A 14801-nucleotide genomic window follows, 5' to 3' on the forward strand; every position below is an offset into this window, starting at 1 on the left:
GGGGCGAAGCGGAGATTTGCTGTCGTGAAACTCATCGTGTTGCAGAAGCGGTACGCCGAAATCGAGCGGAGCGAGGAAGGTCTGAGGATTTCGGAGAGTCGAAACCCCGAGGGGGATCTCGTCTAAGCCGTTTGCGCCTAACATTCGAAGAATGGTTGAGCCGGGGAACGTCATCGTCCAGAAGGAAGCTTTCGAGAAGGTCGGGTCGCTCTTATATGGCCTCCTGTCGAGTGGCGATGAGCGAATCGAGTTGACGGTCAGCTCCGTCGGTCCCATTAGCAGCCCGCGCCTACGCTCCTTCAATCCCAATGGGAAGTTCTCGACGCCGGACGGGCCTGCCAATTCTGTTTTTGGCCCATTCGAACTAAACCAAGCGATCGACGACCTTCGGGCCGCCTGTTACAGGGAAGGTGCGGGGACGTGGTTTTCGACAAAGATCACGGTCACTGCGGGAGGAAGTGCTAACGCGGAGTACAACTATGATCACGAGCCGGATTGGGGAGACGTACCAATCGACTCCGGCGCCTACCTCAGCGATCTTGCTGCTTTTCCGCGAGCCGAAGACAAGTTGCCCGATTGGCTGAAGCTCAAGTTGGCTGAGGCTCGCGCCCGATAGCTGTCAGCGTGTGACGGTGTCTCACAAGCGCAGGTAGTACCCCGGTACGACGCGCTCCGATCAAGACCGTCCCCGCGGGCGATTCGCTCGTCTTCGCCGACTTCTACTGTCGAAGAAGTGGGGGAGGGTCGGCCTCCTCCACGTCAACTTCACTGACGTGAATCGACAGGAGATCGACATGATCGAAGCACAGTCCCTTACCAAGCGGTATGGCCAACGAACAGCGGTGGATGCCGCCAGCTTCACGGTGCGGCCGGGCAAGGTCACGGGCCTCCTGGGCCCGAACGGCGCGGGCAAGTCCACCACGATGCGCATGATCGTGGGGCTCGACCGGCCCACGTCGGGCAGCGTTCGCGTGAATGGCCACTTCTATGCCGAGCACTCGGCCCCTCTTCACGAGGTCGGCGCCCTGCTCGACGCGAAGGCCATTCACTCGGGCCGCTCGGCCTACAACCACCTGCTCGCCCTCGGAGCCACCCACGGCATCGGAGCTGCCCGGGTTCGCGAGGTCATCGACCTCACCGGTCTGCAGGCCGTGGCCGGCAAGCGCGTCGGCGGTTTCTCGCTCGGTATGGGCCAGCGTCTCGGCATCGCGGCCGCTCTTCTAGGCGACCCGCAGACCCTCATTCTCGACGAGCCCATCAATGGTCTCGACCCCGAGGGTGTTCTCTGGGTGCGCGGGCTGCTCAAGCACCTCGCCGCAGAGGGCCGCACCATTCTGCTCTCGAGCCACCTCATGAGCGAGATGGCCATGACCGCAGATCACATCATCGTCTTCGGCCGGGGCCGCGTCATCGCGGATGCCCCGGTGGCCGACATCGTCGGGCAGGGCGCGGTCACATCGGTGCGCGTCTCGAGCCCGCAGGCGGCCGAGCTCGCCCGGCTGCTGGCCGCTCCGGATGTTCAGATCACGAGTGCGAGCGGCTCGACGCTCGACGTGGCCGGCGTCTCGGCGGCGACCATCGGCGGCGTCGCCGCATCCAACGGTCTGGTGCTGCACGAGCTGACCACCGTCACCGGCTCTCTCGAAGAGGCCTACCTGCGTCTCACCGCAGATGAAGTCGAATATCACACGCAGTCCGTCACCCCGGAGGTTGTCCGATGAGTACCCTTGCCCAACCCAGTCTCTCCCGTTCGAGCCACATCGACGCGTCGAACCGGGGTCTCAGCGCCACCGGCATTCTGCGCAGCGAGTGGATCAAGCTGCGGAGCCTCCGCTCCACCTGGTGGTCGTTCGGAATCATCGTTGCCATTCAGGTGGGCCTCGCAGTGCTCATCGCCCTCACTGCGGTGAAGCCCACCGGTCAGCTGCCTGCCGACGCAGCGACCGATGCGGCTATCTCCACGATCTCCGCCGGGCTGCTCTTCGGTCAGCTCGTTATCGCCGTGCTCGGCGTGCTTGTGATCAGCGGTGAATACTCGACGGGGCAGATCCGCTCGTCGTTTATGGCCGTGCCGAGCAGGTTGCCCGTGCTCGCGGCCAAGGCTGTCGTCTTCGCGATCGCCACCTTCGTAGTGGGATTCGCGAGCATCGTCGTGAGCTACTTGGTGACCATGCCCATCCTCGCCGAGGCCGGGGTGCAGGCCAACCCCGGTGACCCCGCCCTGTGGGTGCGGCTCGCCGGTGCAGCCGGTTACCTCGTTCTGATCGGATTGGTGTCGTTCGGCATCGGCGCGGCCCTGCGGTCGACCCCTGGTGGAATCGCGGCGAGCCTCGGTCTTCTCCTCGTTGTGCCGACCGTATTCCAGCTGATCTCGGCAAGCTGGGCCACGACCCTCGTCGAATGGCTGCCCAGTTCGGTGGGTTCGGGCCTGTTCTACTGGGGCGGAACGTTCGAACCGTGGCAGGCGCTGCTCGTTATGCTCGGATGGGTCGCCGTGTTCATCGCCACTGCGGCAGTTCTGATGAAGCGAAGGGACGCGTAGCTCTCGTGTCGACCGATCCAGCCGTGGTGCCCCAGGCCCAGGCTGGATCGTCGCGCGTTCTGCGCCCGAAGCGGGTCGAGGAGTACGACCCTCAACGACTCGGACTACCGAAGCCCCCCGGTTTCATCCGCACGTTCTTCCGCCGCAACCCGTGGATCATCGACGCGGTGCTGATGGGGCTGTTCTATTACGCGTCGATTGGCTCGCTCTTCGCGTCGGCGAACAGCCACGCTTTGGTGCCCGAGGTCCTGACCTCGGTCGTCCTCTCGCTCGGCACGACGGCGGCCATCCTCTTCCGCCGCTTCATCCCGCGCATCCTCGCAGGAATTTCGAGTGCGCTCCTGTTGGCGATATTCCCGGGGAGTACGGGTTCGTCGGTCGGAATCATCGCGATGCTGATCGCCCTCTACGCGCTCGCGGTTTATCGATCTGCGAGATCGGCGTGGCTCTGGACGATCATCGGAACCATCGCCGCCACCCTCGGCGCACTCTCGGCTGGCCTTCTCGACGTGGGAGTGGGGCTGGTCGCTTTCCTTGGCTACGGCATGATGTTCGTGATCGCGACGCTCATCGGCATCAGCGTCGGCAACCGGGTGCGCTATATGGATGCGGTGTTCGCTCGCGCGGCCCAGCTGGCCCGCGAGCGAGACCAGCAGGCGCAACTCGCCACGGCATCCGAACGAGCCCGCATCGCCCGCGAGATGCACGACATCGTCGCCCACAGCCTCACCGTGATGATCGCCCTCGCAGACGGCGCGACGCGCGCCGCGACCAGCGATCCAGACAGGGCGAAGGATGCGATGGCGCACGTCTCCGAGATCGGCCGCACGTCACTCACCGACATGCGCCGGGTGCTCGGAGTTCTGACTGAGGCATCCGGCGACGGCTCCGGAGATGCTTCATCCGGGGGAGGTGCAGTCCCTCTGGCTCCGCAGCCCACGTTCGACGAACTGCGTCCGCTGATCGACTCGTATCGCGCCGCAGGGCTGCCGATCACATTGACCGTCTCAGGCGCCGTGCCCGACGACTCTGCCACGCAACTGACGGTATTCCGGGTGGTGCAAGAGGCGCTGACGAATGCCCTGCGCTACGCACGAACGCCATCGCGAGTCGAGGTGGCCGTCGATTTCACTGCGGCAAGCCTCACCGAGGTGACCGTGAGTGATGACGGATTCGAAGCCTCGGCCGACTCGGCACCTGTCTCGGTCGGTTCGGGCCGAGGGCTCATCGGCATGCGTGAGCGCGTCGCGCTCTATGGAGGCACCGTCGAAGCCGGCCCCATCGAACCGCGCGGCTGGCGAGTGCACGCGAAAATTCCCATGGCAGCCCACCCCTCAGATCGTTCATCCTCAGAAGAGAGCACCCCGCTATGAGTCTCGCCCCCGATCCCGCCGGCCCCGTCGAGTACCCGGCCGTGCGCATCCTGCTCGTCGACGATCAGGCACTGCTGCGTGTCGGCATGCGCATGGTGCTCGAGTCGGAGCCCGGCTTCGAGGTCGTGGGCGAGGCGGGTGACGGCCGCGACGCGATTCGGCAGGCGCGCGCCTTGCGACCCGACGTGATTCTGATGGACGTGCGGATGCCTGTTCTCGACGGCATCGAGGCGACGCGCGAGATCGTGCGAGAGCAGGCCGCGAGCCGCATCATCATCCTCACCACCTTCGACCTCGACGAGTACGCGTTCGCGGGTCTGCGCGCCGGAGCCAGCGGATTCCTGCTCAAAGACGCGAGGCCGACCGAACTCGTCACCGCGATCCGGGCTGTCGCATCCGGTGACGCGGCCGTGTCGGCGCGCATCACCCGTGAGCTGCTCACGATGTTCGGCGACAGCCTTCCGGATGCGTCGGGCGGGCCCTCGCAGACGGCCTCGGCCGCGCGGCTGGCCGTGCTCACCGAGCGCGAACTCGAGGTGCTCACCGCCATCGGCGAGGGGCTGTCGAACATGGAGATCGCGGCACGCTTCGTGCTGTCGGAGTCGACAGTGAAGACCCACGTGGGCCGTATTCTGCAGAAGCTCGAGCTGCGCGACCGCGTGCACGCCGTGATCCTCGCCTACGACACGGGGCTCGTGGGACGGTAGCGCTGTGGTTCCCTGAGCCTGCCGAAGTGCGGTGTCTTCTAAAATCAGTTCATGCGAACCCTCTACCCCGAAATCGAGCCCTTCGACTCCGGTCTTCTCGACGTCGGAGACGGCCAGTCGATCTACTGGGAGACATCGGGCAACCCCGACGGCAAGCCCGTCGTGTTCTTGCACGGCGGACCCGGCGCCGGATCGGGCCCCGCGCATCGACGGCTCTTCGACCCCAGCCGCTACCTCATCGTCGTGCTCGACCAGCGCGGCTGCGGGCGCAGTCTGCCTCATGCCAGTGAGCCGGGTTTCGACCTCGCGACGAACACCACCTGGCATCTTGTCGCCGACCTCGAACTGCTACGCGAGCACCTCGGCGTCACCCGCTGGCAAGTCTTCGGGGGCTCTTGGGGCAGCACGCTCGCCCTCGCTTACGCCGAGACGCATCCCGACCGGGTGACCGAGCTCGTGCTGCGCGGAATCTTCACCCTGCGCCGCTCCGAACTCGCCTGGTTCTACGAGGGGGCCGGCGCTCACGAGGTGCTTCCCGACCTCTGGCCAGGCTTCCTCGCGCCGGTTCCCGTCGGTGAACGCGGCTCGCTGATCCAGGCCTACCACCGCCTGCTCAACGACCCCGACCCGGCCGTGCACGGGCCGGCGGCCGTCGCGTGGGCGACGTGGGAGGCATCCGCCATCACCCTGCTGCCGCGCCCGGAACTCGTAGCGGCGTTCGCAGACCCCACCTACGCGCTGGCGTTCGCACGCATCGAGAACCACTACTTCGTGAACGAGGGCTGGATGGAGGAGGGGCAGCTCATCGCGAACGCCGCGGTGCTGCGCCAGATTCCGACCGTGATCGTGCAGGGCCGCTACGACCTCTGCACGCCCGCGGTCACCGCCTGGGATCTGCACGAGGCTCTGCCCGAAGCGGAGTTCCGGCTGATTCCCGACGCGGGCCACGCCTTCGACGAGCCCGGCATCCTCGACGCGCTGATCGAGGCGACAGACCGCTTCGCCGTGTGAGCGGATTCTCCTCGCCGGTCGAGTAGGCCGTCCGCGGCCGTATCGAGACCATCGACAGGGATCTCGATACGTCGGCTCGTTCCTCGCTCGACTACTCGATCAGCGCAGCGTCCGACTCGTCGTCGACGAAGCCGCCGACGGCCAGCTGCAGCGCGCGAGAGAACGCGTGCGCGCGGTCGGGTTCGACGACGTAGCGGATGCCTCCGGTCGCCACGGGCGTCTCTCTCAGCGCACCCGAGACGGCCAGCTCACCGAGTACAGCGACGGTTCGCTCGGAGGCGTACTCGTTCGACAGTCGATGCACCTCGGCTGAGAGTTCTTCGTCGTCGTCACCGAACAGCCCCTCGTCATCGGGATCGTCGTGATCGGGGAGAGCGTCGTCGAAGACCAGATTGAGTGCGTCGACCGACGCGCCGGGCAGCAGCTCGGGTGAGAGGGCCACGCAGAGCTGGCCGATGACCCGGATGGTGACCTCCGAGCCCAATTCGGTGTCGGCATCCAGTTCTTTGGTGAGCCACCACGTGAGGTAGTGGCGCACGAACGCCACGCGCAGGTCGAGGGCCGCGGCTGCGTCGCCGTCGCCCCAGGAACCGAAGCCTGAGCCGGCGCGCAGCGAGGTGCCGTCGAGCACGATGATCTTCGACTCTGCGAGGGCGTACCACCAGGCCGAGATCGGCTGCGAATCCCACATGCTGCCGCCCGGCACCTGGCGCTGCGGCGGAAGCCCGAGCATGGCCTCGACGACCGAGATGTCGGCCGTGCGGAGCGCACCCGTGGCGGTAAGCGTCTTCTTGTCGCCGACCCACGCGAGGAACTCGGGGATCGCGGCGATGACAGACCAGCGGTCGAGAGAGGCGATCTGTGCGTCGACGGGAGCTGCCTCGACGGTCTCGAGACTCTCGACCAGCAGGGTGAAGAAGCCCGACGCGGCGCCGCCCTCGTCGCCGGTGAGCTCGTGGATGATCTCCGAGCTCTCCTCGAGCTCGGCCGTCGTGCCGCGCCAGCGCTCGGTCTCGATCAAGAAGTCGAGCAGATGGTCGAGCACGTCGACGACCGACGCACCCTCCCAGATCGGGTCATCGAGTTCGACCTCATCTGCGTCGTCGAAGTGATCGAGCAGGGCATCGAGGGTGTCGGGCACCGGATGCGCGAGGGTGCGCTTTCCGGGCAGGCTCGCGGTGATCGTGTTGAGCCGCGAGAAGGAGGAGAGCATGGCCTCGGGGGTCGGGTGGTCGTCGAGGCCGTCGACGTGCGTCTTATACCAAGCGCCGAACGCGAGGGTCAGGGCCGAGATCGCGGTGGGCGAGGTGCCGACGGAGCGGGACACTCCGGTGCGCTTCTTCGCGCTGGATCGCTTCTTGCTGGTGGGCATGCGGGGCTCTCCGTAGGTGCTTGGGACGGGTCGTTCCATCGTAGAGCGCGGCCAGGCGGGCCTGATCGCTGAGTGCGCCGATATCGTGGTGCGGGTGATGTTGGATACGAGCCCGCTGACAGCCCCGATCGACAGACGCGAGCTTCGGGCGTTTCGCCGAACCTTGCCCTCCTCTGTCAGACCGGGCATTGCATCGTTCTTTCTGCCTGTCGCCTTCATCCTGCTGTTTCCCGTGCTGCTGATCTTCCTCGACGGCGGTTGGGCCTTCGGCGACGATCTGAGTTCGCTGGATCTGAGCGGGCGGATCGTGCCATACCTTGTGATGCCGCTCTTCGGAATCGTGCTTCTTGCTCGGGCTCTGTTGCGCCGCAATGGCGTCAGATCATTCCGGCTAGACCGCTTCGCACGCGCGAACTCCTTTGCATACACGGCGAGGGTAGACGGACCGCGGCTGCCGGGCATGATCTTCGCTCGACAGGGCGAGACGTCGGCGTTCTCGACCGACCTCGTTCGACGCGAGAGCGACCCGTCGTTCGTTGTCGCCAATCACACGCTCGCGACAGGATCCGGCAAGGAACGCAAGGAGTACCGCTGGGGCTATGTCGCGCTCCGGCTGAACACTCCTCTGCCGCACATCGTCCTCGATGCCCAACGCAACAATTCCTGGGGTAAGTCGTCGTTGCCGGTCGCGCTGGTGTCACGGCAGAGGCTGTCTCTCGAAGGAGACTTCGACCGCTACTTCGCTCTCTACTGCCCCGAGGGCTATGAGGCCGACGCGCTTTACCTCTTCACCCCCGACATCATGGCTCGGCTGATCGACAGTGCCGCGCTCTTCGATGTCGAGATCATCGATGACTACGTGTTCCTCTACAGCACGGAAGAGGTCTCGACGCTTGACCCTGCCCGATGGCAGCAAGTGCTCGCGGCTGTCGACATCTTTTCCCGTCGGGTCGCGCAGTGGGAGCGTTGGAGGGACGACCGGATCGAGGTCGATGCCCGAGCGGAGAAGAAGGGCGACGCGGTGCCGTACTCGGCGCGCAGAACGGGTGTCGCGAGTCAGGGGCGACGTCTCGCCCGCCGCTCGAACCTCTGGCACATCGTCCTCATCATCCCCGTGCTCATCGTTCTGTACGGCATCTTCAGCGCCATGTTCCGGTAGCGCGAGACGGCAGCCTCAATGTCCGCGACAGGGCATCGCTATGCTCAGCGGATCGAAGCAAAGTTCCTTGTTGGGGGTATCGATGGATGGTCGCTATGACCATGATGGGTGGACCTATACGGACCGGCCATCCTCAGCTCTGCCTGCGCTCGGGTCAGCAGCGACCTTTTTTGTTGTGGCTAGTGTGAACGCGGCCATCTGGGTACCGGGCAATCTGAGCCTCTGGCATTTCGTTCTCGCGGGGGCGGTGGTGGGCGCCCTAGTGGGAGCCTTTGCTGTGTTCATAGGCGTATTTCTCGTGTGCAAGGCGGTGGTCCAGGTCATTCGACGACTTCCTGTGTCGATGACGATGAAGATACCTGATCAGGTGGTTTGGGTGTGGATGAATCACAGAAACCGGGTCTGTGGAGGACAAGACGTGGGCGAACACCGGCGCCCTTCGACAGGCACAGCGAACGGGGATGGTCTCGATACGCGCTGCTCGTTCCTCGCGACCGCTACTCGACCAGCGCAAGCGGGAACGAGCGCTGACCGACCAGCGCAGGTGAGAACGAGCGCTGCTCGACCGGCGCAGGAGAGGGCGAGCGCTGATCGACCAGCGCGGGTGAGGGCGAGCGACGGTCGACGCGGCGCGGAGTTTTCTGCGTTGGTCGAGTAGCTCGCTCAGCGAGCGTATCGAGACCAGCTCCGCAGAACAGTGCCGTCAAAGCTCGGTATCCTCAATGGGGGTTTTCCCAAGAGGCTAGGAGCAGCTGTGACCGTTGCGACGCTCGACGACTCGGTGCGGCTCGTCAGTGACGAGCGCTCGGGCGAACACGCCGTGCTCATCCTCGACCGACGCATCTTTCCCGAGCGCACCGAATGGGTGCGCGCGGAGACTCCGCTCGAGGTCGCCGAGGCGATCCGCGCGATGGTCACGCAGAGCTCCGGCCCCCTCTACGCAGCGTATGCCGGGCTCGAACTCGCCGCCCTGCAGGCCCGCGGCCTCGCGGTCGACGCGGCACGCGCATCCATGGCCGCCGCCGGCCACGCGCTCGCCACGGCCCGGCCTACCAACGGGCACCCGCGCGAGGCCGTCGATCTGGTGCTCCACGGGATCCAAGCCGCAACGACCACAGCCGAGCTCGTCGATCGGGCGATCGCCGCAGTGCGCGAGGGCCTCGACGAGTACCACGCCCGCAGTCGCCGACTCGCCCAGCACGCGGTAGCGCTGCTGCCCGACGGTGCGACGATTCTCACGCACTGCTGGATGGACTCCTACCTGATCGAGCTCGTCGGCGCCGCGAACGAGGCCGGCAGACACTACGACTGGGTGGCCACCGAGACGCGTCCGTACCTCCAGGGAGCCCGACTCACCGCGCACACACTGCGCGAGCTCGGCCAGAACGTCACCCTCATCACCGACGGCATGGGGGCGGCAGCGCTCGCCCCGGGCTCCTCACTGGGCCCGATCGATGCCCTCGTGACTGCCGCCGATCGAGTCAGCCTCGACGGCAGCATCGCGAACAAGGTCGGAACCCTCGGCCTGGCGATCGCCGCGAACGCATTCGAGGTGCCTTTCTATGCGCTCGTGCAGACACCGGATGCGACGCTCGCGTCAGGCGCGGACATCGTGATCGAAGACCGCGACCCGGCCGAGGTGCTCTCGACGCTCGGAACGCGCACCGCATCCGGTCTCGTCACCGACGCGTGGTACCCGGCCTTCGACGTGACGCCGCCGCGCTTCGTCACCCGCATCGTGACCGACCGCGGCGACTTCGCCCCCGACAGCATCGCCGACTATTTCGCCGGAGAGCGCTCGTGACCGTCGACTATGCCCTGCTCACGAACCGCGACGAGGTCGTGGGATACCTGTCCCTCGTCGGCCTTGTCGACTCCCTTGCGTCTGATGCCGCTGATGTGACCGTGCGCGAGGTGACGGCGGGCAACATGAACCGCGTGTTCATCGCCGCGGGTCCGCTCGGCAGCGTCGCGGTGAAGCAGGCTCCGCCCTTCGTTCAGGCCGCCGGCCCCGAGTGGCCCATCGACCCCGCCCGAATCGGAGCGGAGGCTCGCGCCTACGAACTGCTGGGCCGGCTGGTTCCGGATGCCGTGCCCTCGATCGTGCATGTCGATCTCGACCGCTTCGTGATGGTCATGGAAGACCTCTCGGCCCTCGAGGTACTGCGCGACGAGCTCGTGCGCCAGGTGCAGGATGCGACGGCCGGGCGGGCGGTCTCGTACATCGACTTCGGCGGCGTCGGCGACGTGGTGGGTCGGTTCGTGGGCGAGCTCAGCCTCGCCACCAGCGTGCAGCTTCTGGGCACGGCAGCGCACGAAGCCCTGGTCGCTGATTCTGCCAATGCCGAACTGTGCCAATTGACGACCGAGGTCGTGCTCGACGAGCCGTTCCGAGCGCACGAGCACAACTGGTGGCACCCCTCGCTCGACGAGCGGGTCGCCGGTCTCTATAAAGACGCCGAGGTGCAGGCCGGAGTCGCCCTCGTACGCGAGCGTTTCGAGAACGCCGCCGAGGCTCTGCTGCACGGCGATCTGCACTCGGGATCCGTGATGATCGGATCGACTCCCGATAAGACACAGAAGGTCACCGTCTTCGACCCCGAGTTCAGCTTTGTCGGGCCGATCGGTCTCGATCTCGGGCTGTTCTGGTCGAACCTCGCCATCGCATCCATCGCCGCACGGGCCGCGGGCCACGACGGGCTGGCCGCCGCGCGCGAAGATGCCATCGAGGCGAGTTGGCAGGCGTTCGTCGAGGTGTGGGACGAGAACGATTCGGTCACCTTCGACGACGACTTCTTCGAGTCGGTTCGCACGGATGCCTGGCGTTTCGCCGGCGTGGAGGCCATGCGCCGGGTGGCCGGCTGGTCGCACGCCGCCGACCTCGAGAGCCTGCCATCCGACGCGGCGCCCGCAGCCCAGCGCGCCGTCTTCGATGCCGCCCGGCACTGGATCGTGGCCGGAACCGCAGCGCCCCTCACCCTGACCGACGACCCGACTTCGCACGATAATCCAGGAGCAACACCGTGACCGACACCGCACCCCTCTCGCTGACCGCACGCACCCTCGTGGTCGATCTGGAGGGCACGACGAGCGCCGCCGGGTTCATTCTGGGTGACCTCTACGACTACGCACGCCCGCGTCTGCAGAGCTGGCTCGACGCCCACGCGAACGATGCGGCCGTGGCCGAGGCGCGCGCGCAGGCGATCGTCGACGCGGGGCTTCCGTCGGGCGCCGACACCGAGCAGGTGGTCGGCGTGCTGCACGACTGGATGGCGCAGGATGTGAAGGCCACGCCTCTCAAGACGCTGCAGGGTCAGATCTGGGCCGAGGGATTCCGCCGCGGTGAGATCAACTCGCACTTCTTCGACGACGTCATTCCGCGCCTGCGCGCGTGGCATTTGAATGGCGTCGAGATCGCTGTCTTCTCGTCGGGGTCGGTCACGTCGCAGGTGCCGTGGTTCCGGCACTCGCCCGACGGCGACCTCACGCCGCTGATCACCGACTACTTCGACACCGTGAACGCCGGCCCAAAGAAGGTGGCGTCGTCGTACGACGCCATCGCGGCACGGCTCGGGGTAGACCCGGGCGAACTCGTGTTCTTCACCGACAACCCCGACGAGGTGCGCGCCGCCCAGAACGCCGGATGGCAGGTGGTCGCCTTCTCGCGCGAAGGCGAGCCGTTCTTCGGTGCCGACTTCGGGACCGCCCCCGTGGTCTCGTCGTTCGAGCACGTCGAGGTCACGGCGCCGTGAACGTCTTCGAAGAGGGTGCGGTCACAGACGAGGTGCTTGCTCGCGCAGGCGCTCAGCTGGCCGCCGAGAGTGCGCGCTTCGCCGCGCGAGGGTGGATGCCGGGAACGGCCGGCAATCTGTCGGTGACCGTGGGGCGAGACCCGCTTCGACTGGCGGTCACGGCATCCGGTCTCGACAAAGGCGAGCTGGCGTCTAGCGACATCGTGATCGTGGATGCCGACGGTGCCGGGGTGCGCGGCGAGGGCGGATCCGAGCAGCGGCCGTCGGCCGAGGCCGGGCTGCACGCGCGCATCGCGGCGGTCACCGGCGCGGGGGCGGTTATTCACGTTCACGCGCTCGCGGCCGTGACGGCAGGGCACCTCTGGCCCGCAGGCGTCGTGCTTCGCGACCTGGAGATGCTGAAGGGCATCGGGCACTCCGCGCACGGCGAGACGGTGACGATTCCCGTGGTCGCCAATGGGCAAGACATGACGGTGCTCGGCGACGCGTTCGAAGCGCTCTACGTACGGCCTGCTTCGGGTAGCAATGATGTGCCCGCCCTGATCGTCGCCGACCACGGAATCTACGCGTGGGGCCGCGACTTGCGCCAGGCCCGTTGGCACCTTGAACTCACCGAGGCTCTGCTGCAGATCGCGCTCGCGCGGCGTTAGCGCCGGGATTCCGTTCAGTCTCAGCCTCTGCTCGTCGCTATACGACGAGGATCGCCCGACGGTGCACAGAATAACGGAGGAGCCGCGTCAGCCCGCGATGCTCGGCAGGGGCGTGAGGCCGAGGAAGGCGCCGGCGACCACGGCGCAGCCCGCTGCGACGACGAGGAACACCCCGACCCAGACGATGCCCGGGATGTGCGTGAGGCGCGCGAGCTGGTCGGCATCCGAGTTTCTCGCCCTGCCGCCCCGTCTCACCCGCTGCAATTCGACTGTGGCCCGCAGCGCGCCCAGCAGCATGAAGGCCGCGACGGCGGTGGCGACGAGTGCACGCCAGCGCTCGTCGAGCAGCCAGGTCGCGGCGAACACGAGTGCGCCCGTGACGAGCACGCTCCACAGGCCGAACCAGTTGCGCACCTGCACGAGTACCAGGGCGAGGGCGGCGAGCAGCGCCCAGAGCATGCCGGTCGCGTAGCCTGCCCCGAGCATCCACGATGCGCCGAGGCCCAGGACCGCGGGCGCCGTGTAACCGGCGAGCAGGGTGGCGATCATGGCCGGCCCTCGCGGCCTGCCGCGACTGACCGTGACGCCCGACGTGTCTGAGTGAAGCCGGATGCCCGACAGCTTTCGGCCGGTCAGGGTCGCGACGAGCGCGTGGCCGGCCTCATGCGCGATCGTCACGGCGTGCCGGGTGAGTCGCCAGCTCGGGGGAAAGAGAACGATGGCGGCCGCGACCGCGATGGCGATCCAGCTCTCGGTAGGGGTCAGGGCGGGCTGCTGGGAGGTCACGCGCTCCCAGAACGCGAGCAGTGCATCCACCCGACGAGCCTAGGCGACGGATTGAGGAGCGCGCTGGGTGCGCTGGTCGAGTAGCCGCGCGACGAAGGAGCCGGCGTATCGAGGCCACCCGCCATGGCATCGATACGGCCGCGGGCGGCCTACTCGACCAACGCAACAGTGGCACGGCGCCTACTCGACCGGCGGAGGGGACGCATGGGTCAGAACTCGAAGCGGGTGACCGTTTCGTGCAGGATCGCGGCGGTCTCTGCCGAGAGTGCTTCGACCGTGTCGAGTGCCTTGCGCTCGAGGATCAGCGCGCGACCGGCGCGCAGTACCCCGCGGGCCGCGCCCTGCCGCAACACGGGATCGAGGGTCTCGATGTCGCTGGCCTTGGCGAAGCCGATGATGCGCCGGATGGCCTTCGCGCCAGCGTAGACGGCGGCATCCTGCCTGAACTCGGCGATCAGCGCCTCGAGCACGTCGTCGCCCCAGACGCGGTCATCGCGGCGCGACGGCCACAGCGATCGGAACTCCGCCTCGAAAGCACTCCAGAGCGACGCAGGCAGCGAGAGGATCTCGGAAGCGCGCTCGGGCGAGCCCAGCGCCAGCGCTCGGGCCGCCGCGATCACGAAGTTGCCCCAGAGCGCTCCGAGGTCGAACCCGGTGGGCCCGAAGAATCCGAACTCGCTGTCGAAAGCACGAACAGACGCCGAGACCCCACCGGAGGCATCGCGCACGAAGACCGAGCCCGTGTGCAGGTCTCCGTGGATCAGCGACTGCGCGCTCGTCATAAAGCGGTACTTGGCGATGCCGATCTCGGCCAGCAAGGCTCGGTCGGCACGCAGAGCAGCCACGTCGGGCTCGTTCGCGGGCAGCACCGCATTGTGCGGGTGCTCGATATAGGGCTCTGTGAACACGAGGTCTTCGGTGATCTCGCACAGCTCGGGGTTGATCGACGCGGCGGCCAGCTTCTTCTGCTCGATCGGATCGAGCCCGAACACCGAAGTGTGAAAAGCTGTGCGCGCGACGTAGCGCCCGATCTCCGCCGCGGCGAAACCGTGCACCCGCCCCTCGTTCAGCTCGCTGCGCCACACGGAATGGTCGCTGAGGTTCTCGATGGCGAGCACATAGTTCGAGTCGTCGAAGTCGTACAGAGCCGGCACGTGCTCGGCGTCGGCCGACTCGTGGGTCCGTAGCACGAGGGCCTCGCGGGCACTGCGCTCGCGGGTCATCGGCCAGCTCGGATCGGTGCGCACGTGCGGCAGCGACTGCTTGAGCACAAGCGACGCACCTGCAGCGTCGTGCACGATGAACACGAGATTCAGGTTTCCGTCGCCGACCTCGACCACGTCGACCGGCCCGTCGGTGCGGATGCGCTCGGCGAGCGCGGGTCGCTGGGCCAGATAGGCGGCCACGGTGTCGACGGTGAGCTGGCTGAAATCGGTCATGACGACAAGT

The 14801-nt window shown here is 66.8% G+C and carries 14 protein-coding genes; 11 read left to right on the forward strand and 3 right to left on the reverse strand.

Annotation, left to right across the window (positions count from 1 at the left end):
• Nucleotides 1-151: 151 nt before the first annotated feature.
• The 6 genes from B9Y86_RS07640 to pip all read left to right on the forward strand — a co-directional run bounded on the left by B9Y86_RS07640 (nt 152) and on the right by pip (nt 5633).
• Nucleotides 152-616: a hypothetical protein gene (locus B9Y86_RS07640; RefSeq protein WP_085484611.1), complete on the forward strand. Its 465-nt coding sequence runs from the start codon at nt 152-154 to the stop codon at nt 614-616.
• Nucleotides 617-794: 178 nt separating this feature from the next.
• Complete coding sequence (locus B9Y86_RS07645) at nt 795-1721, forward strand: ABC transporter ATP-binding protein (protein WP_085484613.1); 927 nt, start codon at nt 795-797, stop codon at nt 1719-1721.
• Nucleotides 1718-2542, forward strand: coding sequence for an ABC transporter permease (locus B9Y86_RS07650; protein ID WP_085484615.1), 825 nt, complete (start codon nt 1718-1720; stop codon nt 2540-2542). The genes B9Y86_RS07645 and B9Y86_RS07650 overlap by 4 nt, the downstream gene beginning before the upstream one ends.
• A 5-nt stretch (nt 2543-2547) precedes the next feature.
• Entirely contained in the window at nt 2548-3915 is a 1368-nt protein-coding gene (locus tag B9Y86_RS07655; RefSeq protein WP_085484617.1) for a sensor histidine kinase, read from the forward strand.
• Nucleotides 3912-4622, forward strand: coding sequence for a response regulator (locus tag B9Y86_RS07660; protein ID WP_085484619.1), 711 nt, complete (start codon nt 3912-3914; stop codon nt 4620-4622). Before B9Y86_RS07655 ends, B9Y86_RS07660 begins: the two co-directional genes overlap by 4 nt.
• A 51-nt stretch (nt 4623-4673) precedes the next feature.
• The gene (pip, locus tag B9Y86_RS07665) at nt 4674-5633 is read left to right on the forward strand and encodes a prolyl aminopeptidase (protein ID WP_085484621.1); all 960 of its coding nucleotides are present in this window, start codon (nt 4674-4676) and stop codon (nt 5631-5633) included.
• 91 nt (nt 5634-5724) lie between these two features.
• On the opposite strand, the gene B9Y86_RS07670 is transcribed toward pip, so the two are convergent.
• The gene (locus B9Y86_RS07670) at nt 5725-7005 is read right to left on the reverse strand and encodes a hypothetical protein (RefSeq protein ID WP_085484623.1); all 1281 of its coding nucleotides are present in this window, start codon (nt 7003-7005) and stop codon (nt 5725-5727) included.
• Nucleotides 7006-7099: 94 nt separating this feature from the next.
• Between B9Y86_RS07670 and B9Y86_RS07675 the strand changes: the two genes are divergently transcribed.
• The 5 genes from B9Y86_RS07675 to mtnB all read left to right on the forward strand — a co-directional run bounded on the left by B9Y86_RS07675 (nt 7100) and on the right by mtnB (nt 12566).
• The gene (locus B9Y86_RS07675; protein ID WP_139824807.1) at nt 7100-8164 is read left to right on the forward strand and encodes a hypothetical protein; all 1065 of its coding nucleotides are present in this window, start codon (nt 7100-7102) and stop codon (nt 8162-8164) included.
• Nucleotides 8165-8918: 754 nt separating this feature from the next.
• Nucleotides 8919-9968, forward strand: coding sequence for a translation initiation factor eIF-2B alpha/beta/delta subunit family protein (locus B9Y86_RS07680; protein ID WP_085484627.1), 1050 nt, complete (start codon nt 8919-8921; stop codon nt 9966-9968).
• Nucleotides 9965-11191, forward strand: coding sequence for a phosphotransferase (locus B9Y86_RS07685; RefSeq protein ID WP_085484629.1), 1227 nt, complete (start codon nt 9965-9967; stop codon nt 11189-11191). The genes B9Y86_RS07680 and B9Y86_RS07685 overlap by 4 nt, the downstream gene beginning before the upstream one ends.
• Nucleotides 11188-11916: an acireductone synthase gene (gene mtnC / locus B9Y86_RS07690; protein WP_085484631.1), complete on the forward strand. Its 729-nt coding sequence runs from the start codon at nt 11188-11190 to the stop codon at nt 11914-11916. The genes B9Y86_RS07685 and mtnC overlap by 4 nt, the downstream gene beginning before the upstream one ends.
• Nucleotides 11913-12566, forward strand: a complete 654-nt coding sequence (gene mtnB / locus B9Y86_RS07695; protein ID WP_244894677.1) for a methylthioribulose 1-phosphate dehydratase — start codon at nt 11913-11915, stop codon at nt 12564-12566. Before mtnC ends, mtnB begins: the two co-directional genes overlap by 4 nt.
• A gap of 87 nt (nt 12567-12653) precedes the next feature.
• Here the strand turns inward: mtnB and B9Y86_RS07700 are convergent, their stop codons facing one another.
• Together B9Y86_RS07700 and mtnK are read right to left on the reverse strand one after the other, a co-directional pair.
• Nucleotides 12654-13382 (reverse strand): M50 family metallopeptidase, encoded by a 729-nt coding sequence (locus B9Y86_RS07700; protein ID WP_085484635.1) that lies wholly within the window; start codon nt 13380-13382, stop codon nt 12654-12656.
• A gap of 179 nt (nt 13383-13561) precedes the next feature.
• A complete protein-coding gene (mtnK, locus tag B9Y86_RS07705; protein ID WP_085484637.1) occupies nt 13562-14791 on the reverse strand; it encodes an S-methyl-5-thioribose kinase in 1230 nt (409 codons plus the stop codon).
• Nucleotides 14792-14801 lie beyond the last annotated feature (10 nt).

Source organism: Agreia pratensis (genome assembly GCF_900177685.1).
GTDB lineage: Bacteria > Actinomycetota > Actinomycetes > Actinomycetales > Microbacteriaceae > Agreia > Agreia pratensis.

What these genes read in the sequence shown, in the direction of transcription:
- B9Y86_RS07640 (WP_085484611.1), top strand. Translation starts at nt 152, where the DNA reads ATGGTTGAGCCGGGGAACGTCATCGTCCAGAAGGAAGCTTTCGAGAAG.
- B9Y86_RS07645 (WP_085484613.1), top strand. Translation starts at nt 795, where the DNA reads ATGATCGAAGCACAGTCCCTTACCAAGCGGTATGGCCAACGAACAGCG.
- B9Y86_RS07650 (WP_085484615.1), top strand. Translation starts at nt 1,718, where the DNA reads ATGAGTACCCTTGCCCAACCCAGTCTCTCCCGTTCGAGCCACATCGAC.
- B9Y86_RS07660 (WP_085484619.1), top strand. Translation starts at nt 3,912, where the DNA reads ATGAGTCTCGCCCCCGATCCCGCCGGCCCCGTCGAGTACCCGGCCGTG.
- pip (WP_085484621.1), top strand. Translation starts at nt 4,674, where the DNA reads ATGCGAACCCTCTACCCCGAAATCGAGCCCTTCGACTCCGGTCTTCTC.
- B9Y86_RS07670 (WP_085484623.1), bottom strand. Translation starts at nt 7,005, where the DNA reads ATGCCCACCAGCAAGAAGCGATCCAGCGCGAAGAAGCGCACCGGAGTG.
- mtnK (WP_085484637.1), bottom strand. Translation starts at nt 14,791, where the DNA reads ATGACCGATTTCAGCCAGCTCACCGTCGACACCGTGGCCGCCTATCTG.